This is a genomic window from Acidisoma cellulosilyticum, assembly GCF_020621385.1.
Taxonomy (GTDB): Bacteria; Pseudomonadota; Alphaproteobacteria; order Acetobacterales; family Acetobacteraceae; genus Acidisoma; species Acidisoma cellulosilyticum.
Genome location: NZ_JAESVA010000001.1, coordinates 880,471 through 900,626 on the forward strand (window position 1 = coordinate 880,471; position 20,156 = coordinate 900,626).

The 20,156-nt window shown below is 64.2% G+C and carries 17 protein-coding genes; 14 read left to right on the forward strand and 3 right to left on the reverse strand.

Translation table 11 applies throughout. The features are described 5' to 3' along the window. Positions 1 to 242: 242 nt before the first annotated feature. Positions 243 to 647, reverse strand: a complete 405-nt coding sequence (locus tag ACELLULO517_RS04135) for a ketosteroid isomerase-related protein (RefSeq protein ID WP_227305994.1) — start codon at positions 645 to 647, stop codon at positions 243 to 245. Positions 648 to 739: 92 nt separating this feature from the next. Between ACELLULO517_RS04135 and ACELLULO517_RS04140 the strand changes: the two genes are divergently transcribed. The 5 genes from ACELLULO517_RS04140 to ACELLULO517_RS04160 all read left to right on the forward strand — a co-directional run bounded on the left by ACELLULO517_RS04140 (position 740) and on the right by ACELLULO517_RS04160 (position 8,091). Beyond that, a complete protein-coding gene (locus ACELLULO517_RS04140; RefSeq protein ID WP_227305995.1) occupies positions 740 to 1,621 on the forward strand; it encodes a glycine--tRNA ligase subunit alpha in 882 nt (293 codons plus the stop codon). Between the two features lie 5 nt (positions 1,622 to 1,626). Next, positions 1,627 to 3,702, forward strand: a complete 2,076-nt coding sequence (glyS, locus tag ACELLULO517_RS04145) for a glycine--tRNA ligase subunit beta (protein WP_227305996.1) — start codon at positions 1,627 to 1,629, stop codon at positions 3,700 to 3,702. 2 nt (positions 3,703 to 3,704) lie between these two features. Beyond that, positions 3,705 to 6,386, forward strand: a complete 2,682-nt coding sequence (gene ppdK / locus ACELLULO517_RS04150; RefSeq protein ID WP_227305997.1) for a pyruvate, phosphate dikinase — start codon at positions 3,705 to 3,707, stop codon at positions 6,384 to 6,386. Positions 6,387 to 6,526: 140 nt separating this feature from the next. Further along, the gene (locus tag ACELLULO517_RS04155; protein WP_227305998.1) at positions 6,527 to 7,405 is read left to right on the forward strand and encodes a glycosyltransferase family 2 protein; all 879 of its coding nucleotides are present in this window, start codon (positions 6,527 to 6,529) and stop codon (positions 7,403 to 7,405) included. Then, a complete protein-coding gene (locus ACELLULO517_RS04160; RefSeq protein WP_227305999.1) occupies positions 7,402 to 8,091 on the forward strand; it encodes a TVP38/TMEM64 family protein in 690 nt (229 codons plus the stop codon). Before ACELLULO517_RS04155 ends, ACELLULO517_RS04160 begins: the two co-directional genes overlap by 4 nt. On the opposite strand, the gene gluQRS is transcribed toward ACELLULO517_RS04160, so the two are convergent. Next, entirely contained in the window at positions 8,057 to 8,938 is an 882-nt protein-coding gene (gene gluQRS, locus ACELLULO517_RS04165; protein WP_227306000.1) for a tRNA glutamyl-Q(34) synthetase GluQRS, read from the reverse strand. The genes ACELLULO517_RS04160 and gluQRS overlap by 35 nt on opposite strands. Before the next feature lie 69 nt (positions 8,939 to 9,007). Between gluQRS and ACELLULO517_RS04170 the strand changes: the two genes are divergently transcribed. Both ACELLULO517_RS04170 and ACELLULO517_RS04175 read left to right on the forward strand, forming a co-directional pair. Next, complete coding sequence (locus tag ACELLULO517_RS04170; protein WP_227306001.1) at positions 9,008 to 9,679, forward strand: alpha/beta hydrolase; 672 nt, start codon at positions 9,008 to 9,010, stop codon at positions 9,677 to 9,679. A 331-nt stretch (positions 9,680 to 10,010) separates the two neighbouring features. Then, positions 10,011 to 10,523 carry an HNH endonuclease gene (locus ACELLULO517_RS04175; RefSeq protein ID WP_264481353.1) on the forward strand — a complete coding sequence of 171 codons (513 nt, stop codon included), beginning with the start codon at positions 10,011 to 10,013 and terminating at the stop codon, positions 10,521 to 10,523. A gap of 86 nt (positions 10,524 to 10,609) precedes the next feature. Here ACELLULO517_RS04175 and ACELLULO517_RS04180 read toward each other — a convergent pair whose 3' ends face one another. Beyond that, positions 10,610 to 12,184 (reverse strand): Do family serine endopeptidase, encoded by a 1,575-nt coding sequence (locus ACELLULO517_RS04180; protein ID WP_227306003.1) that lies wholly within the window; start codon positions 12,182 to 12,184, stop codon positions 10,610 to 10,612. A gap of 154 nt (positions 12,185 to 12,338) precedes the next feature. On the opposite strand from ACELLULO517_RS04180, the gene ACELLULO517_RS04185 reads away from it, so the two are divergent. The 7 genes from ACELLULO517_RS04185 to ACELLULO517_RS04215 all read left to right on the forward strand — a co-directional run bounded on the left by ACELLULO517_RS04185 (position 12,339) and on the right by ACELLULO517_RS04215 (position 20,120). Next, positions 12,339 to 13,463: an Mrp/NBP35 family ATP-binding protein gene (locus ACELLULO517_RS04185; protein WP_227306004.1), complete on the forward strand. Its 1,125-nt coding sequence runs from the start codon at positions 12,339 to 12,341 to the stop codon at positions 13,461 to 13,463. Between the two features lie 397 nt (positions 13,464 to 13,860). Next, a complete protein-coding gene (locus ACELLULO517_RS04190; RefSeq protein WP_227306005.1) occupies positions 13,861 to 14,754 on the forward strand; it encodes a hypothetical protein in 894 nt (297 codons plus the stop codon). Between the two features lie 82 nt (positions 14,755 to 14,836). Further along, complete coding sequence (locus tag ACELLULO517_RS04195; RefSeq protein WP_227306006.1) at positions 14,837 to 15,364, forward strand: Fur family transcriptional regulator; 528 nt, start codon at positions 14,837 to 14,839, stop codon at positions 15,362 to 15,364. A gap of 60 nt (positions 15,365 to 15,424) precedes the next feature. Next, positions 15,425 to 18,238, forward strand: coding sequence for an isoleucine--tRNA ligase (gene ileS, locus ACELLULO517_RS04200; protein WP_406566229.1), 2,814 nt, complete (start codon positions 15,425 to 15,427; stop codon positions 18,236 to 18,238). Between the two features lie 5 nt (positions 18,239 to 18,243). Then, complete coding sequence (lspA, locus tag ACELLULO517_RS04205; protein WP_227306008.1) at positions 18,244 to 18,753, forward strand: signal peptidase II; 510 nt, start codon at positions 18,244 to 18,246, stop codon at positions 18,751 to 18,753. Positions 18,754 to 18,764: 11 nt separating this feature from the next. Beyond that, entirely contained in the window at positions 18,765 to 19,340 is a 576-nt protein-coding gene (locus tag ACELLULO517_RS04210; RefSeq protein ID WP_227306009.1) for a DUF3035 domain-containing protein, read from the forward strand. 12 nt (positions 19,341 to 19,352) lie between these two features. Continuing rightward, positions 19,353 to 20,120, forward strand: a complete 768-nt coding sequence (locus ACELLULO517_RS04215; protein WP_227306010.1) for an SDR family NAD(P)-dependent oxidoreductase — start codon at positions 19,353 to 19,355, stop codon at positions 20,118 to 20,120. Positions 20,121 to 20,156 lie beyond the last annotated feature (36 nt).

Sequence of the window (20,156 nt, forward strand, 5' to 3'; positions counted from 1 at the left end):
GGCAGCGCTGAAACGCTGTCTGGCCGTCACGAGGATCCGCGCAACAATCCCCCCCACTCGTCATGCCCGGCTTCATGCCGGGCAACTACCCATGGCAGCGCCGAAACGCCGTTTGGGCGCCGCCATGGGTAGACCCGCGCAACAAGTGCGCGGGCGACAAGTTAGGGGGTGCGGGCGACTGTAGTGAGGCGGCGCGGGCGACACTCATGAAGTCCGCGCGCGACATAAAAAATAGCGAACGATTACGCCCCGACCTGGGCCAGCCAATCCTGCAGGTTATAATAATTCGTGATGCGGGCGACCTTACCGTCGCGCAGCGTGAAGAAGGCGCCGGCCGGCAGAGTGTAAGTCTGGCCATTCGCCTCGGGCAGGCCCTCGTCGGTCGCGAGATAGGTGCCATGGACGATGAATTCGGCCGAGCCCCGATCCGGCGTCGATCCCGTCATGATCACCATATCCGTCAGCTGCTCCCGGTAGCAGCGCGTCATGTGATCAACGAAACGGCCGAAGGCCTCCTTCCCGACCTGACGCTCACCCTGGTTGATGTCATGCGCCACGTCATCGGTCAGCACATCCAGGAAAGCCTGCTTATCCCCGGCATTGAAGGCCGCGTAATAGGCCCCGATCACCGCCGCCACGTCACTCATACCCGTCCTCATCCTCTAAAATGGCGCCTTGCCTTGCCGGAAGGCTGCGGGGGCCGTAATGGGAAACCCCCTTTAAAAGCCTTGGCGAGCCCATGAACCCGAGTTCCACGAACCCGCGCAAGCCCCTGAGCTTCCAGGGCATCATTCTCAAGCTGCACGAATACTGGTCCGACCGGGGCTGCGTCATTCTGCAGCCCTATGACATGGAAGTCGGCGCCGGCACCTTCCATCCGGCGACGACCTTGCGCGCGCTCGGCAATAAGCCGTGGAAGGCCGCCTATGTACAGCCCAGCCGCCGCCCGACGGACGGCCGCTACGGCGAGAATCCGAACCGCTTGCAGCACTATTACCAGTATCAGGTGCTGATGAAGCCGAGCCCGGCGGATGCGCAGGCGCTGCTGCTGGGCAGTTACGCGGCGATCGGCATCGACCTTGCCCGCCACGATATCCGCTTCGTGGAAGACGACTGGGAAAGCCCGACGCTGGGCGCCTGGGGCCTCGGCTGGGAAGTCTGGTGCGACGGTATGGAGGTGACGCAGTTCACCTATTTCCAGCAGGTCGGCGGCATTGCCTGCGCCCTGCCGAGCATGGAACTAACCTACGGGCTGGAGCGTCTGGCCATGTATGTGCAGGGGATCGAGAACGTCTACGACCTCGATTTCAACGGCCAGGGCGTCACCTACGGTGATGTCTTCAAACGCGCCGAGATCGACTACAGCAAGCACAATTTCGAATATGCCAATACCGAAATGCTGGCCCGGCACTTCGTGGATGCCGAGCTGGAATGCCAGTCCCTGCTGAACGCCAAATTGGCGCAGCCGGCCTATGACCAATGCATCAAGGCGAGCCACCTTTTCAATCTGCTGGATGCGCGCGGCGTCATCAGCGTCACCGAGCGCGCCGCCTATATCGGCCGCGTGCGCACCCTCGCCCGTGGCTGCTGCGAAGCCTGGCTTGCCGGGGAGCAGGAGTAACACCCATGGCCGAACTGCTCCTCGAACTCTTCTCCGAAGAAATCCCGGCCCGCATGCAAGCGCAGGCGGCCGACAATCTGGCCCGGCTGATGGGCGAAGCGCTGTCCGCCCTCGCGCCCAGCGCAGTGCGAAGCTTCCACGGCACCCGGCGCATCACCTGGATCGCTGAGATCGCGGCTGAAGTGCCGGCGTCCACCATCAATGAGCGCGGACCCAAGCTCGGCGCGCCGGAACAGGCTTTGGCCGGCTTCCTGCGCAAGCATGGCGCCGCGCGAACCGACATACGCGAGGAAGGCGGTTACTTTCTTCTCGAAAAAGCCATTCCCGGCCGTCCGGCGGCGGAGCTGATCGCGGAAGCGATGCCGGCCCTGCTGCGCCGTTTCCCTTGGCCGAAATCGATGCGCTGGGGCGGTACCAGTCAGTTCACCTGGGTGCGTCCGCTGCGCCGGATTCTTTGTCTTCTCGACGGGCAGGTTGTGCCGTTCAACCTCGCTTTGGGTGAGGATGACGGCCATGGGCTGACAAGCAGCGACCAGACCGAAGGCCACCGTTTTCTGTCGCCCGGCGCCATCACCATCGCCGGGGCTGCCGATTATCTGGACAGGCTTCGCGACGCCCATGTCCTCGCTGACGCTGCTGAACGCCGGCGGGTCGTGGCCGAAGGGATCGAAAAACGCGCGTCCGAGGCCGGTTATTCCATCGTGCCGGACGAGGGGCTGCTGGACGAGGTCGCGGGGCTGGTGGAATGGCCGGTGGCGCTCCTCGGCCGCATCGATGATGATTTCATGGGCCTGCCACCGGAAGTGCGCCAAGTCTCCATGCGCGTGAACCAGCGCTATTTCGCGCTGACCGATGCGGCTGGCGCACCCGCCCCGGCCTTCGTTTTTGCCGCCAATATCGTCGCCCCCGATCAGGGTGAGGCGATCATTCACGGCAATGAGCGTGTGCTCCGCGCGCGCCTGTCGGATGCCCGGCATTTCTGGGATCTGGATCGCGCGCAACCCCTCGCCGCGCGCCTACCCGCGCTGGAAAAGGTCACGTTTCACGCGAAACTCGGCAGCCAATCCGCCCGCGTGGCAAGACTGAAGGCCCTGGCGCCCATCATCGCACAGGCGATCGGCGCCGATATGGTGGAAGCCGAGCGCGCAGCGGAACTCGCCAAAGCCGATCTGACCACCGGCATGGTCGGTGAATTTCCGGAGCTTCAGGGCGTCATGGGCGGCTATTACGCGCTGCATGACGGCGAAACCGCCGCCGTCGCCGCCGCGATCCGCGAACACTACCAACCCAAGGGTCCGGGTGACGCGGTGCCGACCGCACCGGTCTCCATCGCCGTCGCTTTGGCCGAAAAGATCGAAATCCTCGTCGGTTTCTTCGGCATCGGGGAAAAGCCGACCGGCTCGGGCGATCCTTACGCACTGCGCCGGGCCGCTCTTGGTATTATCCGGATCATTCGTGAGAACGCGCTCCGTCTCTCGCTACGTCAGTTGATTGACAAGGCGCAGATATTCTTCGCCGGCGTGATTGAAGAGAATGCCGGTCTTGCCGACGAGGTCCTGGCCTTCATCATCGAACGGCTGCGTGTGCAGCTGCGCACGGAAGGCCGCCGGCATGACGTGCTGGCGGCAGCCTTTGCGGCCGCCAATGACGATGATTTGACACGTCTCCTTCATCGAACGGACGCGATCGAGGCCCTGCTCGGCACCAAGGACGGCGAAAACCTGCTCGCCGGCTATCGTCGCGCCGCCAATATCCTGCGCATCGAGGAGAAGAAGGGCGCGGTCGGCTCTGCCGCCATCGACACGGCATTGTTGACGGAACCGGCCGAGATCGCCCTGGCCTCCGCGCTGGACCGCGTCGAGGGACAAGTCACAAAAGCGCTGGGAGAAGAAAATTTCTCACTCGCAATGACGCAATTGTCCGAACTTCGGCCTGTAGTCGATGAGTTTTTCGATAAAGTGACCGTGAATGCAGACGAGCCCGGCTTAAGAACTAATCGCCTCACACTGCTCAAGCGGCTAAGGTCCTTGACGGATCTATCCGCCGACTTCTCAAGGCTGGAAACCACGGGAGCCGTCTAAATATGAGCGATGTGACCACGAAGTGGGTCTATAATTTCGGCGCGGAGGCCAATGAAGGCCGCGCCGGCATGCGCAACCTGCTGGGTGGCAAAGGCGCTAATCTGGCCGAAATGGCCAGTATCGGTCTGCCGGTACCGCCGGGATTTACGATTACCACTGAGGTCTGCACCGCTTTCAATAGCGCGGGGCGGCAATACCCGACCGATCTGCAAGCGCAGGTCGCCGAGGCCTTGGCCCGCGTCGAAGCGGCGGTCGGGCTGACATTCGGAGATCCGGCCAAGCCGCTTCTGGTCTCCGTCCGCTCCGGCGCCCGGGTTTCCATGCCGGGCATGATGGATACCGTTCTCAACCTTGGCCTGAATGACGAGACCGTTCGCGGTCTCGTTTCTGCATCTGGGGATGCCCGCTTCGCCTGGGACAGCTATCGCCGCTTCATCCAGATGTTCGGCAGCGTCGTCCTCGGCGTCGATCATCACCGGTTCGAGGAGATCATCGAACAGGCCAAGATCGATGCCGGCGTCATCGAAGATACGGCGCTGACCGCCCTGCAGTGGCAGGAAGTCGTCGAGGCCTATCAGACCCTGGTCGAGACGGAAACGGGAAAGCCCTTCCCGCAATCGCCCCAGGATCAGCTGTGGCGCGCCATCGGCGCGGTCTTCGGCAGCTGGATGAATACCCGCGCCATCACCTATCGCCGCCTGCATGACATTCCGGCCGATTGGGGCACGGCGGTCAATGTGCAGGCCATGGTCTTCGGCAATATGGGCGCCGATTGCGCCACGGGCGTGTGTTTCACCCGCGATCCCTCGACCGGCGAGGACGTCTTCTACGGCGAATTCCTGGTCAATGCGCAGGGTGAGGATGTCGTCGCCGGTATCCGCACGCCGCAACCGCTGTCCGCCGCGCGGTCCAAGCCCGGCGAAGTGAGCATGGAGCAGGCACTGCCCGAAGCCTATGCCGAGTTGCTGAAGGTCCGGGAGACCTTGGAGCAGCACTACAAGGATATGCAGGACATCGAATTCACCGTGCAGAGCAACAAGCTCTACATGCTGCAGACGAGAAACGGGAAGCGCACCGCGAGTGCCGCTCTGCGGATCGCGGTGGAAATGGCCGAATCCGGGCTGATCACGCGGGATGAGGCGCTGATGCGCGTCAACCCGGCAGCGCTGGACCAGCTGCTGCACCCGATGCTGAACCCCGATGCGCCACGCACCCTGCTGTCGCGCGGTCTGCCGGCCTCACCCGGGGCAGCTTCCGGCATCGTCGTCTTCTCGGCCGATGAGGCCGAGATGCGGGCGCAGAAGGGTGAAGCCGTCATTCTGGTGCGGGTCGAAACCTCGCCGGAAGATATCCACGGCATGCATGCGGCGCGCGGTATCCTCACCACGCGCGGCGGCATGACGAGCCATGCGGCGGTCGTGGCACGCGGCATGGGCCGGCCCTGCGTCTCCGGCGCCGGCGGCGTGGCGGTCGATTACGGCAAGCAGACCCTCTCGGCCGGCGGCCGTTCGGTGCGGGCGGGGGAGGCCATCACCATCGACGGCGCGACCGGCGAGGTCTTCATCGGCTATGTCGCCATGATCGAGCCCAAGGTCTCAGGCCATTTCGGGACGATGATGGGCTGGGCGGATGACGTGCGCACGCTGAAGGTCCGCAGCAATGCGGAAACGCCGCTGGACGCCGAAACCGCCAAGCGCTTCGGCGCCGAGGGCATCGGCCTCTGCCGGACCGAGCATATGTTCTTCGACCCCGAGCGGATCGGCGCGGTGCGCCAGATGATCATGGCGGGCGACGAGGACGGCCGTCGTCTGGCGGTCGAGAAGCTGCTGCCCTTCCAGCGTGGCGACTTCATCTCCCTCTTCCGCATCATGGCCGGCCTGCCGGTGACGATCCGCCTGCTCGATCCGCCGCTGCATGAATTCCTGCCGCATGGCGACCAGGAACTGGCGGAGATTGCCGGGGTCCTCGGCGTCGATTTCGCGACCATCCAGCGCCGGGCGGGTGAGCTGTCGGAAGCCAATCCGATGCTCGGCCATCGCGGCTGCCGCCTCGGCATCACCTATCCTGAAATCTACGAAATGCAGGCGCGGGCGATTTTCGAGGCCGCGATTGCCATTGCCGTGGAAACCGGCGCGGCTCCGGTGCCGGAAATCATGATCCCGCTCGTCGGGACCCCGCGGGAGCTGGAGATTACGCGGAAGCTGGTCGATGATGCGGCCGCCGCGGTCTTCGCCGTCCACGGCCGGACGATCGAATACCAGGTCGGCACCATGATCGAACTGCCCCGCGCCGCTCTGCTCGCCGACAAGATTGCCAAAAGCGCCGATTTCTTCAGCTTCGGCACCAATGACCTGACGCAGACGGTCTATGGCCTGTCGCGCGACGATGCCGGCAAGTTCCTGCCCAAATATGTCGAAAGCGGCATCTACGACAAAGATCCCTTCGTGACTCTGGATCGTGACGGCGTCGGGCTTTTGGTGCAGATGGCGGCAGACAAAGGGCGGGCGACGAAACCCGGTCTTAAGCTCGGCATCTGCGGCGAGCATGGCGGCGACCCGGCCTCCATCGCTTTCTGTCAGGAAGCGGGGCTCGATTACGTGTCCTGCAGCCCTTACCGCGTGCCGGTCGCGCGCCTCGCCGCCGCGCAGGCGGCTATCGGAAACCGTGTAGACCGCACCAGCTGACGGTCTGCCCTCCTGCCTGAATGATGGCAAACCCGGCCATTATCTTACCATGTCTTGGGTGCTTGCTCATGTGATGGATGGTGTGGGTAGTCAAACGGGACTACCCACACGATCTTGCACAAAGGGCAAGGAGACGGAATATGAGCGAGGCGCAGCTGTTTGGTTCGTCATTGACGCCGCTGAATGACGGCCCGTTGATTTCCGTGGTTGTGCCGGTGCGGAATGAAGCACCGAACATCCTGCCGCTGATCGGTGAAATCCGCGCCGCCCTTGTCGGCATTTCCTACGAAATCGTCTATGTCGACGACGGCAGCACGGATGAGACGCCGCAGCGTCTGCGTCAGGCTTTGGCCGAGGGCGCGCCGCTCCGCATCATCCGTCACAAGGAAAGCTGCGGCCAGAGTGCCGGCGTCATCACCGGCGTCAAGCATTCACGCGGCACCTGGATCGCGACGCTGGACGGTGACGGCCAGAACGACCCCGCCAGCATCCCCGAAATGCTCGCCCGCGCCCAGACCGAGGAACGCGCCGGCGGCGGCCCGATCCTGATCGCCGGCTGGCGCCAGAAGCGCCGCGATACCTCGGCCAAGCGCTACGGGTCCCGCATCGCCAATAAGGTGCGCGCCTCCGTTTTGCGCGACGCGACCCCCGATACCGGTTGCGGGCTGAAAGTCTTCCGCCGCGACGCTTTTATCGACATTCCGCATTTCGACCATATGCACCGCTTCCTGCCGGCGCTGTTCATCCGCCAGGGCGGGCGCGTCATCTCGGTCGCCGTGAACCACCGGCACCGCATGGAAGGCGTCTCCAACTACAACAACTGGCAGCGCCTGAAAGTCGGCATCGTCGATCTGATCGGCATGTATTGGCTGCAACGCCGCTGGCGCGGTCCGCAGATTGATGGTCAGATCATCGAACCGCCCTTGGCCGCGATCGCCCGTCGTCCTGTCGAGGCTATCAGCCAGACCGGCAATGTCGGGGGCCATAGCGTTGACCTGTCTGGGGAGCTGAACACGTGAGTGCCGTATCGTCCCATTCCCTGCCCAGCCGCCCGACCGAACCCTGGAAGCTCTTCGTCAAGCCGCTCGGCCTGGCGCTCGGTCTGGTCGTCGCCGGCGTCGTTCTGAAGACGCTCGCGGGTGGCGTGAAGGGGGGGTTGTTCGCCCATTACGTGATGGGGCATGGGATTGAGGGCGAAGTGATCTTCGTCCTGGGCGGCGCCTTGCTGACGGCGGCCGGTCTGCCGCGTCAGGCGGTCGCCTTTGCCGGCGGCTATGCTTTCGGGCTGAAGATGGGTCTGGCCCTGGCCATGCTTGCCCAGATTCTCGGCTGTGTCGCCGACTTCTACTGGGCGCGGGCCATCGCGCGGGAATGGGTGCGGGCGCGGGTCGGCAAGCGCCTTGCCAAGCTCGATGACCGGTTAAGTGCACAGCCCTTCACCGCGTCGCTGACATTGCGGTTGTTGCCGATTGGCAATAACGTGTTGCTCAGCCTGCTCGCCGGCCTCTCCTCGGTCAGCGCGCCGGCCTTCCTGATCGCCTCAGCCATCGGCTATGTGCCGCAGACGATGATTTTCGCGCTCCTCGGCAGTGGCGTTCAGGTTTCGCACACAACGCAGATCGTGCTTGCCGTGGCACTTTTTGTGCTCTCCGCCGGCTTTGGCCTGCTGCTCATGCGCCGCTGGAAGCCCGTGCAGGCCGCCTGAACGCATCCTTTATTCCAGCCCGGCGGAAAGCCTCCGCCGGGCTGATCCCCTCCGCGCGCAACGCGCGGAGTGACAAAGCCCCATCCCGCTTCGATAATTTGGCCCCATGCTGATCCGTCAGCAGCGCGTGATGCGCGTAGATCGGCGCTGGCCAGCCCATCAGCGCCTGGATCAGCCGATGAATGTCGGTGGCCGCCCGCAACTCCTTCCCCCGCGTCACCAGCGTCACCCCTTGGGCGGCATCGTCATGGGTCACGCAGAGATGATAGCTGCCGGGGCAATCCTTCCGCGCCAGCACAACATCGCCGAAAACTTCTGGCGCGCAGATGATCCGCCCTTGGCCCTCCTCCTCGTAACCCAGGGCGCCGACACGGTGATGCGCGACGCGCGTGCGCAACCGCCAGGCATGGGCTTCCCCTGCCGCGATCCTGTCCCCGGCCTCCGCCGCTGACAGACGGGCACAGGTGCCGGGATAGATCGGCCCGTCCGGCCCATGCGGTGCTTGGCCCGAAGCGGCCACTTCCCGCGCGATATCGGCGCGCGTACAGAAGCAGGGATAAAGCAGCCCCTGCGCGCGCAACTGCTCCAGAACAGCCCGGTATTCCGGCAGATGATCCTGCTGACGGCGCACCGGCCCATCCCAGCCGAGGCAGAGCCAGGCCATGTCATCCAGAATGCCAGCCTCATACTCGGGCCGGCAGCGCGTCGCGTCGATATTCTCGATCCGCAGCAGGAACTGACCACCAGCCTCTCGCGCCCGTGCCCAGGCGATCATCGCCGCATGGGCATGGCCCAGATGCAGATAGCCGGTCGGGCTGGGGGCGAAGCGCGTCACTCTCTTTTGCATGAAGCAGGACTCGGCTCAGAACCCGATTGCTGTAGCATCAGGGCGAATGACAGGCACGAGGCGGACTTCATGGCCCATCTGACCGGACCGACCTTCGGACCCGCGGCCGGCGGCGCGCCCAGGCAGCTGGTCGTCATCTGCCATGGCCTTGGGGCGAACGGCGACAATCTCATTCCCTTGGCGCCGGCTTTGTCAGCAGCCCTGCCTCATGCGCTGTTCGTGGCGCCGCATGCGCCGGACCCCTGCGACCTGGTATCGCCGGAAGACGGCCTCCACGCCCGGCAATGGTTCAGCCTGCGGGACTGGAGCCCGGCCGCCATGGCTGCCGGCGTGCGCAGCGCACGGCCGAGCCTGGACCGCTTTCTGGATGAAACGCTGGCCGCCCATGCGATCCCGGACAGCGACTATGCGCTCGTCGGCTTCAGCCAGGGCGCCATGATGTCGCTGTTTACGGGACTCCGCCGGTCGATACCGCCGCGCGCCATCCTGGCCTATGCTGGTATTCTGCTCGACCCGGACAAGCTGGCGGATGAAATCGCTTGCCGGCCGCCGGTGCTGCTCGTGCACGGTGACGCGGATAATGTCGTCTCCGTCGAATTTTCCCGCATGGCGGCCGATATCCTCAAGCGGCAGCAGGTGCCATTCGACCTTCTCATCGAGCCGGGCTTGGGTCATGCCATCGATGCCGCAGGTGTCGCGGCCGGCACACAGGCTTTGGCGCAAGCTTTTGCCGGCGGCTGATCGGCCGCCACACGGCCTGAAATGCTGACTTACCTCTGCCGGCCAGATGAATCCCCTATGACACAGTAGCGGAGGCGCTTGCCGAGCCCGGCAGCCTTTGCAATAGTCAAAATAGGAATTCAGCGGCGTACCATATTTGGTTCGATCCTTGGCTTTTCCGGACCAGATATGGTCGCTCTTGAAGGAGCGACGATCGGCTTATGGCTAATTGCCTAAACGAGCACTGGTTCAGGGACATCCTTCCTGTCCCTGACAGCACCATATCTTCTGCGAGGGTAATCCGGTGAGCCAATCCCCAGCCGGACTGCAGACCCTCGTGCTCAACGCGGATATGCAACCGCTCAGCTGGGGACCTCTGTCTGTCTGGCCCTGGCAGGATGCCCTGGTAGCGGTCCTGCAAGACCGCGTCAGCCCGGTCATCAATTACGAGACCGAGGTCCGGTCCGCCAACCAAAGCTTTCCCATTCCCTCCGTCGTCGCCCTCAAGCGCTATCACAAGCGCAAGCATGTGGCCTTCACCCGCTACCATGTCTTTTTGCGCGACGGTTTCCGCTGCCAATATTGCGGCGACAGCCTGACAGCGAAGGAACTGACCTTCGATCACGTTGTCCCCCGCTGCCGCGGCGGTACCACGGTCTGGCATAACGTCGTCACCTGCTGCCAGCGCGACAATCTGTTCAAGGGCAGCAAGTCGCTGTCGGAAAGCGGTCTCAGGCTGCTGCGCTCGCCTTACGAGCCGTCACCGCACCAGATCGACGAATTCGCGAAGCGCCACGCGACGCGGGATTACTTGCACAAGACCTGGCTCGACTTCCTGTATTGGGACGCCGACCTGGAAGCCTGATTCTGTGCTGCGGCCGCTTGCCCTCGGCTCAGGGCTCGCAGCCGAAAAAAGGCATGCAGCGTCGAGACGCCGCCGATCCTGACCGATCAGCCGGTCCAGCCACCGTCGAGACTGATCCATTGCGTCTCATCCGTGCCTTGTACCAGCAGCAGAACCTCGTTCTGGTGATCGCTGCGCAGATCCGCGATCTGGTCCAGGAAATCGCGCAGATGCGCGACCGGCTTGCCGCCGAGCTGAAGAATGACGTCACCCGGCGCCAGCCCCTGGCGTGCGGCAACGCTGTTCGGCGTCACTGCGGTGATCATCACACCATGCGTATCGCCGGCGACATTATATTTGCTGGCGAGTGCCGGCGTGAGATCCGACAAGGTCAGGCCCAGCCCCATGACGGGCGCAGGCGGCGATGGCGCAGGCGAAGGCGCCTTGGGTGCGGCCGAGGGCGTGGATGAAGACGGCTCGTCCATGACCGTCAGACTGGCGACGGCCTGATGCCCGTCCCGCCAGTAATCGACCTCCGCCGGTTGGCCGACCGCGCTTTCCTGAACCAGACGCGGCAGGGATTTCATATCGGTGACCGGGTGGCCGTCATAGGTCAGGATGACGTCGCCGGGTTTGAGATGGGCAGCGGATGCCGGACTGCCGGCCGCGACCGTGCCGATCACGGCGCCGTCATCGCCAGGCATATTCAGCATCGCCGCGATATCGGGCGTCAGTGACTGCACCTGCGCCCCGATCCAGCCGCGCCGCGGCTTGCCGTAGAGCCGCAACTGATTGACGACGGCCGAAACCTCGTCGGACGGAATAGCGAAACCGATACCGACGGAACCGCCCGAGGGCGAATAGATCGCCGTATTGATGCCGATGACATTGCCTTGCATGTCGAACAACGGACCGCCGGAATTGCCGCGATTGATGGCGGCGTCCGTCTGGATATAGTCGCTCGATCCGTCTTCCTGCAGATCGCGTCCACGGGCGCTGATGATGCCGGCCGTCACCGTGCCGCCCAGGCCGTAAGGATTGCCGATGGCCACCACCCAGTCGCCGATACGCGCCAGGCGCGACGGGCCGAAATGTACGGCTTTCAGCGGATGGTTGGGATGGACGCGCAGCAACGCGATGTCGTTCTGCGTATCGCGCCCGACCAGCGTCGCCGGCAGGGCCGTGCCGTCCGACAGGATGACGCTCATGCTCTGCGCGCCGTCGATGACGTGATTATTCGTCACGATGAGACCGGACGGGTCGATGATGAAGCCCGAGCCGAGACTTTGCATCTCGCTGCCGCTCGACGTCGCATCCGGGCTGCCGGGGCCCTGGGTACTGTGCAGGAATTGCTGAAAACTTTTATCGATCGCGGAAGCGGCAGACGAGGGCTGGGCATTGCCCGCCGATCCCCCGTCACCGCCGCCATTGCCGGTCGTGTCGGCCCCGCTGGTGGCACCGCCATCGGGGGCGGACTGACCGTCCGGCGCGGACTGGCTATCGCCGCCGCCCGAGGTCGCATTGCTATTGTCGCCGCTCCCCGCCTGCGTGCTCGCGACATTGACCACCGATGGCAGCAGTTGCGCCGCAAGGTCAGCGAATCCGGTCGGCACATCATGCGCCGAGGCAAGCGGGGCGGCTGCCAGAAGAAGGGCCGCGGAAGCGAGCAGAAGGGCGCGCATAGATCTCTTTAGCTCATCCGGTGGACAGAGATGACATGAAAGGGGATTGTGCGCGTGCGAGCGCCTGATCACAAGCGCGGCGAGGTGCGACGGGAAAAACCGTGATCTCGCCACCGCCTCCTGAGCCCGGACGATAAACCCTGGAATGACCCGCATGGCCGAACATGATGATGCCCTGGCACTCGCCGCGCGCCGCCTAATCACGACATTCCAGGCGGAAGACGCCAAAGGCGAGCTTTTGGGCGCGACGCACCTGGAAGGGATCGCGGTGCGCGACGGCCTGGTTCAGGTCACGCTCGGCGTCGATCGGGCGCGCGCCGGCAGTCTCGAACAGGCGCGGCGCGCGGCGGAGGCGGCGATCGCGCGCCTGCCCGGCGTCCGCAACGCGACGGTGGTTCTGACCGCGCACCGCGCTCCGCAGGAAACGGCCCCAGCCCCCCAGACCGGGGGTCATGCGGGCCATGGCCATGGCGCAGCGTCGCGGCCGCCGGCCCCGAAGCCCCAGCCTATTCCGGGTATCGCCCACATTATCGCTGTCGGATCCGGCAAGGGTGGCGTCGGCAAATCGACCGTGTCGGTCAATCTGGCTGTGGCCCTCGCCCAGGCCGGGCTCAGGGTCGGGCTGATGGATGCCGATATCTATGGCCCCAGCCTGCCGCGCATGCTGGGGGCTAGTCGCCGTCCGGACGTGCGCGGTGACCGGCTGATTCCGATCGAGGCCTGGGGGCTTAAGGCCATGTCCATGGGGTTCCTGGTCGAGGAAGACAGCGCCATGATCTGGCGTGGTCCGATGATCATGGGGGCGGTTCAGCAATTTCTGGGACAGGTCGAATGGGGCGAACTTGATGTGCTCGTGGTCGATCTGCCACCCGGCACCGGCGATATTCAACTGACATTGTCACAGCGCGCGAAAGTAACCGGCGCTGTCATTGTTTCCACCCCGCAGGATATCGCGCTGATCGATGCACGGCGCGCCGTGAAGATGTTCGAGAAAGTCGAAATCCCGATCTTCGGTGTTATTGAAAACATGAGTTACTTCTGCTGTCCGAATTGCGGTCATCAGACCAATATATTCGGCCATGGCGGCGCGCGCGCCGAAGCTGCGACGCTCGGTCAGGCCTTCCTGGGAGAAATCCCGCTTCTGCCTGAAGTGCGTGCCATGTCAGATGCTGGCACACCAGTCGTGACCGAAGCGCCCGACAGTGAAGCGGGCCGCGCCTTCGCGGCAATCGCGCAAACGCTTTTGTCGCGCCTGGGAGCAGAGACCGAGAGGGCATAAGAGCCCATTAAGATTTGATTGCGGCTTTTACTTGCAACAGGGTTCAGGCTGCGTGCGATCACAAAAAGACATGTCCCTGCCAATATCTTTTAGAATCAACCCCAAGCCCTCTCTACTCCGCGGACCGAAGCCTTGGAACCCTGTCCAATTTTCTTAGCGGCATTGTCCAAAAATCTCTAATTTCCATCATTAACAGCCTTGCATTTCTGCGGATTTCCTTACAAGTAATGGAAATACGAATCGACGAAATGCGAAGACACATTACAACCGTGTCATTTAAGCATGTATTTCGCCCGCGTTATTACGCCCTAAAAGTCACCATTACAGAGTCACAATGCCGTCCCAGAAGCTTAATCTTGACCAGCCCGCTGAGGCTACCGACGCAGCAGAAGCGCGTATGCGTCTTGCGCTCGGCCTCACCGGCTCCAGCCGCCCGGCTCCGACCGGCCAAGGCGGCGGGTCGCATAACCATGCGCCGCAACAGCAGGGGTCATCGCACGATGCCTCGCGTCCACAGCGTCGTCGTTTCGCCCAGGACGGCGATGTGCCCGTCGTCATGCTCAACCGTGGCCGCGATGCGGACAATGCCGGCGAAAGCCGCATCCACACGCTGACAGCGGAGTTGCGGGAGGAGCGCGGCAATCGTCAACGCGCCGAACGCACGCTTGACGAAGCAAACCTCAGCATTCAGTCCCTGAAGACCAAACTTGCTCATGCTGAAATGGCTTTTGAGGAACGCCTGCGCGAGGAACGTGAAGCGCGCGGCAAAATCGAAACGCTGCGCTTAGCCGATCATGAGGCGCGACAGCAGGCCGAGCGGAAGGAAGCGGAAACCGTTTTGGCGCTCTCCCTTGTCGAACGTCGGATAGCGGAACTGGAAGTCGAGGCCGCAACGGCCAAGGCCGCCCTTGCTGCCGCAACCATGATTGCAAGCCCCGCAACCGATCTTTTCGGCGATGTGTCGGCGGACTTGCCCCTGCGCAAAACGCGCCAGTCCCGCAAGCCGGTTGTCATCGAAGCCGAACTCGAAATCGAAGCCGAACCGGAGGTCGAGCCTGATCTGCCGGTGGTCCGCGCTCCGAAGCTCTCCGCAAAAGCAGCCGCGAAGGCAGCCTTGGCTGCTGCGGCGAGCGCTGCGGAAAAGCCGGCCGGCAAACGCGGTCCCAAGAAAGCCGTCGCTCCTGTCGATGAGGCCGAAACGCCGGAAAACGACCAGCCGATCGAATGGTGGCTGCCGAGCTTCCGTGCCACCCGCACGGCCGGCGCGACACGTAAACGCAAGACGGGCTGACCGCCGGTCCGCGACAAGGCGAGGGGAGACCGGCAACCGCGGCGGTTGACGGTTGCCCCCAAGCCGATTGAACTGGCTCGCCATGGGCGCCACACATTTCACCCCTGATACCGAGCGGCTGCTGACCAGCGCCGAAGCCTTCTGCGCCAGCCGCGGCTTGCGGCTGACGGAGCAGCGCCGGCAGGTGCTGGGGCTTATCCTCGACAGCCCGCGTCCCTCCGGTGCCTATGATCTGCTCGACCGGCTGCGGATCGACGGCAAGCCGGCCGCACCGCCGACCGTCTATCGCGCGCTGGAATTTCTCACCGCTCAGGGCCTGGTCCATAAGATCGAGCGCCTCTCGGCCTTCGTCGGCTGCGCCCATATGCTGCAGTCGGAAGGCCCTTGCGGCCATGGCCACGCTCATGCGCATGGCGTGGAGGCCATCCAGTTCCTGATTTGCACGCATTGCCGCAGGGTTTTTGAGATCACCGACGACCGTATCCGCACCGCCATCGACGCGGCGGCCAAGGCCACCGGCTTCCGCCCGGCCGGCGCGACGGTGGAGATTGAAGGCATTTGCGCGGAATGCGCAGCCGCCCCGGCGCCCGCGCAAACTCACGTCGCCTAATCGCTTTCCCGATTCGCATTCACCCAGGAATTCGGCCATACCGCCGCCATGAACGACACCGTGACACAGACCCCAGACACCGCTGCCGCCCAGGATCAGGCGCCCGATTATCGGAAGACCGTCTTCCTGCCGCGCACGGCTTTCCCGATGAAGGGTGACCTGCCCAAGCGCGAACCCGGCATGCTCGCTGGCTGGGAGCAGGCCAAGCTATGGGAGCAGGTGCGCGCAGAATCGCAGGGCCGCACGCCCTTCGTTCTGCATGACGGCCCGCCCTACGCGAACGGCAATCTCCATCTCGGCCATGCGCTCAACAAGGTGCTGAAGGATGCGATCAACCGTGCCCATCAGATGGCCGGTTTCGACGCGCATTTCATTCCCGGCTGGGACTGTCACGGTCTGCCGATCGAATGGAAGGTTGAGGAAGGCCATCGCAAAGCCGGCCGCAACAAGGACGAAATCCCGGTTCTGCAATTCCGCGCCGAATGCCGCGCCTATGCCGAGAAATGGCTCGCCATCCAGGCCGAGGAATTCAAGCGCCTCGGCATCCTGGGCGATTGGGACAATCGCTACGCGACCATGGACTTCACGTCCGAAGCCGCCATCGCGGCTGAGATCGGCCGCTTCCTGATGAACGGCGCGCTGTATCGGGGTCTGCGCCCGGTGATGTGGAGCCCGGTCGAGAAGACGGCGCTGGCCGAGGCCGAGATCGAATATCACGACCATAAAAGCGTCACGATCTGGGTCCGCTTTCCGGTCATCTCCGGCGGGCCCGCTGCCATCGCCGGCAGTTCGATCGTCATCTGGACGACGACGCCTTGGACGATGCCGGCCAACCGCGCCATCGCCTATGGTCCCGAGATCGACTATTTGCTCCTCGAAGTCACCGAAACCGCCGCAGGCGCGCGCGCGGAGGTCGGTGAGCGCGTCATGGTGGCGGAAGCGCTGCTGGACGCCTTCATCAAGGAAACCGGCATCGCCGGCTTCACGACCCTCGGCACCTTCAAGGGCGAGGATCTGGCCGGCGTCATCACATCCCATCCGCTGCGCGGCCAGGGCTATGATTATGACGTGCCGCTGCTGCCGGCCGAATATGTGACGACCGAGGCCGGCACCGGCTTTGTCCACACGGCCCCGACGCATGGCGAGGATGACTTCATCCTCGGCCGCGCGCATGGGCTGGAAGTGCCCGACACGGTGGGCGACGACGGCACCTATAACGCCTGGGTCCCGCTCTTTGCCGGGCTGCATGTCTTCAAGGCGGCGGACCCGGTCTGCGCCGCGCTGGAAGCGGCCGGCGGGCTGCTGCACCGCAATACCCTGGTGCATTCCTATCCGCATTCCTGGCGGTCCAAGGCGCCGGTCATCTACCGCGCGACGCCGCAATGGTTCATCCGCATGGACGGGCCCGAGGATATTCGCGGCAAGGCGCTGCAGGCCATCGCCGATACGAAATTCATCCCCGAACAAGGCCGCAACCGCATCGCCAGCATGGTCGGTGCCCGGCCGGACTGGTGCGTCAGCCGCCAGCGCGCCTGGGGCGTGCCGATCGCGATCTTCGTCGATCGCCGCACGGGTGAGCCGCTGCGCGACCCGGCCGTCATGGCCCGGATCGTCGAATTCTTTAAAACCGAGGGGGCCGACGCCTGGTACGCGCGTCCGGCGGCGGATTTCCTCGGCAATGAATACGACCCCACGCAGTATGAGCAGGTCCGCGACATCGTCGATGTCTGGTTCGAAAGCGGCTCTACCCATGCTTTCGTGCTGGAAGCGCGCGGCATGTCCTGGCCGGCCGATCTTTATCTGGAAGGCTCGGACCAGCATCGCGGCTGGTTCCATTCCTCCCTGCTCGAAGCCGTCGGCACGCGGGGTGTTGCGCCCTTCAAGGCGGTGCTGACGCATGGCTTCCTGGTCGATGAGCAGGGCCGCAAGATGTCCAAGTCCCTCGGCAATGGGGTCGAGCCGCAGGACGTCATCCAGAAATACGGTGCCGATATTCTGCGCCTTTGGGTCATGTCCTCCGACGCGCGGGACGATCTCAGCATCGGACCGGAAATCCTGAAGCAGCAGGGCGAACTGTATCGCCGGTTGCGCAATACGCTGCGCTGGCTGCTGGGCAGCCTGGACGGTTTCGACGCAAGCGAAATCCTGCCCTATGCCGAGCTGCCGGAGCTGGAGCGCTGGGTCCTGCACCGCCTGTCGGAGCTCGACGTACAACTACGCGCGGCGATCGAAAATCACGACTGGACCGGCGTCTATCCCGCCATCCATCATTTCTGCGCGACCGATCTTTCGGCCTATTACTTCGATATCCGCAAGGACGCGCTCTATTGCGACGGGCCGGACAGTCTGCGTCGCCGCGCCGTCCGCACCGTGCTGGACCAGCTGCATCGCTGCCTGGCCACCTGGCTCGCCCCTGTTCTGGTCTTCACGGCCGAGGAAGCCTGGCAGACGCGATTCGGGACCGAGACCAGCGTGCACGCCCAGCAATTCCCCGTCATTCCCGCCGAATGGCGGAACGATGGGCTGGCCGAGAAATGGACCCGCATCCGCGACATCCGCCGCCTCGGCACGACCAAGCTGGAAGCCATGCGGCAGGGCGGCCAGATCGGGGCCTCGCTGCAGGCCGATGTCACCCTGACCTTCCCTGCCGGTGCCGACACGCTGCTGTCGGCGGCCGATTGGGCGGATATGCTGATCGTCTCGACCGTCAATCTTGCGACGGCGGACGCGATCGCAGCGGAAGCGACCGTCGCGGCCGGCGAGAAATGCGCCCGCTGCTGGCGCGTGCTGCCGGAAGTGGACGGCAGCACGAAGCTTTGCCTGCGCTGCACGGATGTCGTGGCGTCCGGTCTCACCTGCCAGCAGGCCGGTTGATCCGCATGCGTTTGTCCGTCGTGCTCAGCGGCCTGCTGACAGCCATCCTCGTCCTGGCCGCCGACCAGGGCAGCAAATGGTGGGTCCTGCATGATCTCAACCTGCCGCAGATCGGTCAGGTCGTGATCTTGCCGGTGCTGAACTTCACCATGGTCTGGAACCGGGGCGTCACCTTCGGCCTGCTGACCGGTGACAGCACCTTCGCCCATCTGGCGCTGGCGGTCTTCGCTCTGGTCGTCGTGATCGTGCTCGGCATTTGGCTCATCCGCACGCAGCGGCTGATAATTGCTATCCCAGTGGGCGCAATTGCGGGGGGGGCCCTTGGCAACGTCGCCGACCGGCTGCATTACGGCGCCGTGGTCGATTTCATCCAGGCGCATGCCCTTGGCTATTCGTGGTATGTTTTCAACTTGGCCGACGCCGCCATCGTATGCGGGGTCGCCGCGCTGGTGATCGACAACCTACTGCCCGGCCGGTCGGATGCGACCGCCTCGGGTGCCAAGAATCGCGGCTGAGGGACGCACGCATGCCCAGGATGACAATGATGCGGTGGACGCTGTTTGTGGCGCCGCTGATGCTGGCAGGCTGTTCCAGCGGTACCATGCAGACGCTCGGCCTTCAGCGTGATCCGCCGGACGAGTTCCAGGTGACGACGCAGAGCCAGCTCGCCATGCCGCCGGACCTGAATACGGCCGCGGCCAATCTGCCGACGCCCACCCCGGGCGCCCCGCGTCCGCAGGAAGTCGCCATTCCGGTGCAGGCGGAAAGCGCCATGATCGGTGGCGCCTCGCTGTCGGGCGGCGCGCCCAATACGGCCGGCGACCAGGCTTTCGTCGCCCAGGCCGGTCCGCCGGCACCGGCCGATATCCGCCAGGAAATCAGTGCCCAGGCCGCGCGCGACGCCAAAAGCCAGACGACGGGCAACCGCATGAACCCCTTCGGTCTGGCGGTCGCCAAACCGGCCGTGGTCGATGCCAAGGGCGAAAGCCAGCGTCTGCAGAAAAATGCCGCCCTCGGCCTCAGCCCGGCCAATGGCAGCACGCCGCTCGTGAAGCCCAAAAGCAATGGGCCGCTCGGCGACCTGCTCGACAAGATCTTCTGAGGAAACCATCCCATGGACGGCCGCTTCGCGATTTATCCCAGTCTTGAAGGGCGGCGCGTTCTGGTGACAGGCGGCGCCTCCGGCATCGGCGCCGGCATCGTCGAGCATTTTGTGGCTCAGGGCGCCCATGTCGGCTTCCTTGACCTGGACGAGACATCGGCCACTGACCTGATCGCCAGACAGCCGGCAGGCTCGGCCGTGCATTTCGAAAAGGTCGATCTGCGCGATATTCCGGCCGTGCGGGCCGCCATCGCTGGCTTGCGCGAAAAACTCGGCGGCGGTTTCCATGTTCTGGTGAACAATGCCGCGCGCGACGATCGCCACAGCATCGACGACGTCACCCCCGAATACTGGGACGACCGGATGGCGACCAACCTGCGCCATCAGTTCTTCTGCGCCCAGGCGGTGAAGGATGACATGATCGCGGCCGGCGGGGGCTCGATCATCAATATGAGTTCCAACAGCTTCCTGATGGCCCAAGGGGGGTTCGCTGCCTATACCTCGGCCAAATCCGGCGTCATCGGCCTTACCCGCAGTCTGGCGCGTGATCTGGGCCCGCATCACATCCGCGCCAATATCGTCTTTCCGGGCTGGATCATCACGCAGCGCCAGCAAGATCTGTGGATGACGCCCGAGGCTGAGGCCAAGCGCGCGGCCGGGCAATGCATCCCGGATCGGCTGTTTGAGGCCGATGTCGCTCGCATGGTGCTTTGGCTGGCGGCCGATGACAGCCGATTGGTCACGGCGCGCGAATTCATCGTCGACGGGGGCTGGTACTAACCCTAAGCCCCTGCCCCGCCCCATAAAAGGAGGTTA

Bases quoted from the DNA above. Each gene is read 5' to 3' on its own strand.
- ACELLULO517_RS04135 (WP_227305994.1), bottom strand. From the start codon at position 647: ATGAGTGACGTGGCGGCGGTGATCGGGGCCTATTACGCGGCCTTCAAT.
- ACELLULO517_RS04190 (WP_227306005.1), top strand. From the start codon at position 13,861: ATGCGTCTTGCGCTCGGCCTCACCGGCTCCAGCCGCCCGGCTCCGACC.
- ppdK (WP_227305997.1), top strand. From the start codon at position 3,705: ATGAGCGATGTGACCACGAAGTGGGTCTATAATTTCGGCGCGGAGGCC.
- ACELLULO517_RS04140 (WP_227305995.1), top strand. From the start codon at position 740: ATGAACCCGAGTTCCACGAACCCGCGCAAGCCCCTGAGCTTCCAGGGC.
- ACELLULO517_RS04180 (WP_227306003.1), bottom strand. From the start codon at position 12,184: ATGCGCGCCCTTCTGCTCGCTTCCGCGGCCCTTCTTCTGGCAGCCGCC.
- ACELLULO517_RS04185 (WP_227306004.1), top strand. From the start codon at position 12,339: ATGGCCGAACATGATGATGCCCTGGCACTCGCCGCGCGCCGCCTAATC.
- ACELLULO517_RS04155 (WP_227305998.1), top strand. From the start codon at position 6,527: ATGAGCGAGGCGCAGCTGTTTGGTTCGTCATTGACGCCGCTGAATGAC.
- ACELLULO517_RS04210 (WP_227306009.1), top strand. From the start codon at position 18,765: ATGCCCAGGATGACAATGATGCGGTGGACGCTGTTTGTGGCGCCGCTG.
- lspA (WP_227306008.1), top strand. From the start codon at position 18,244: ATGCGTTTGTCCGTCGTGCTCAGCGGCCTGCTGACAGCCATCCTCGTC.
- gluQRS (WP_227306000.1), bottom strand. From the start codon at position 8,938: ATGCAAAAGAGAGTGACGCGCTTCGCCCCCAGCCCGACCGGCTATCTG.
- ACELLULO517_RS04215 (WP_227306010.1), top strand. From the start codon at position 19,353: ATGGACGGCCGCTTCGCGATTTATCCCAGTCTTGAAGGGCGGCGCGTT.
- ACELLULO517_RS04170 (WP_227306001.1), top strand. From the start codon at position 9,008: ATGGCCCATCTGACCGGACCGACCTTCGGACCCGCGGCCGGCGGCGCG.
- glyS (WP_227305996.1), top strand. From the start codon at position 1,627: ATGGCCGAACTGCTCCTCGAACTCTTCTCCGAAGAAATCCCGGCCCGC.
- ACELLULO517_RS04195 (WP_227306006.1), top strand. From the start codon at position 14,837: ATGGGCGCCACACATTTCACCCCTGATACCGAGCGGCTGCTGACCAGC.
- ACELLULO517_RS04175 (WP_264481353.1), top strand. From the start codon at position 10,011: ATGCAACCGCTCAGCTGGGGACCTCTGTCTGTCTGGCCCTGGCAGGAT.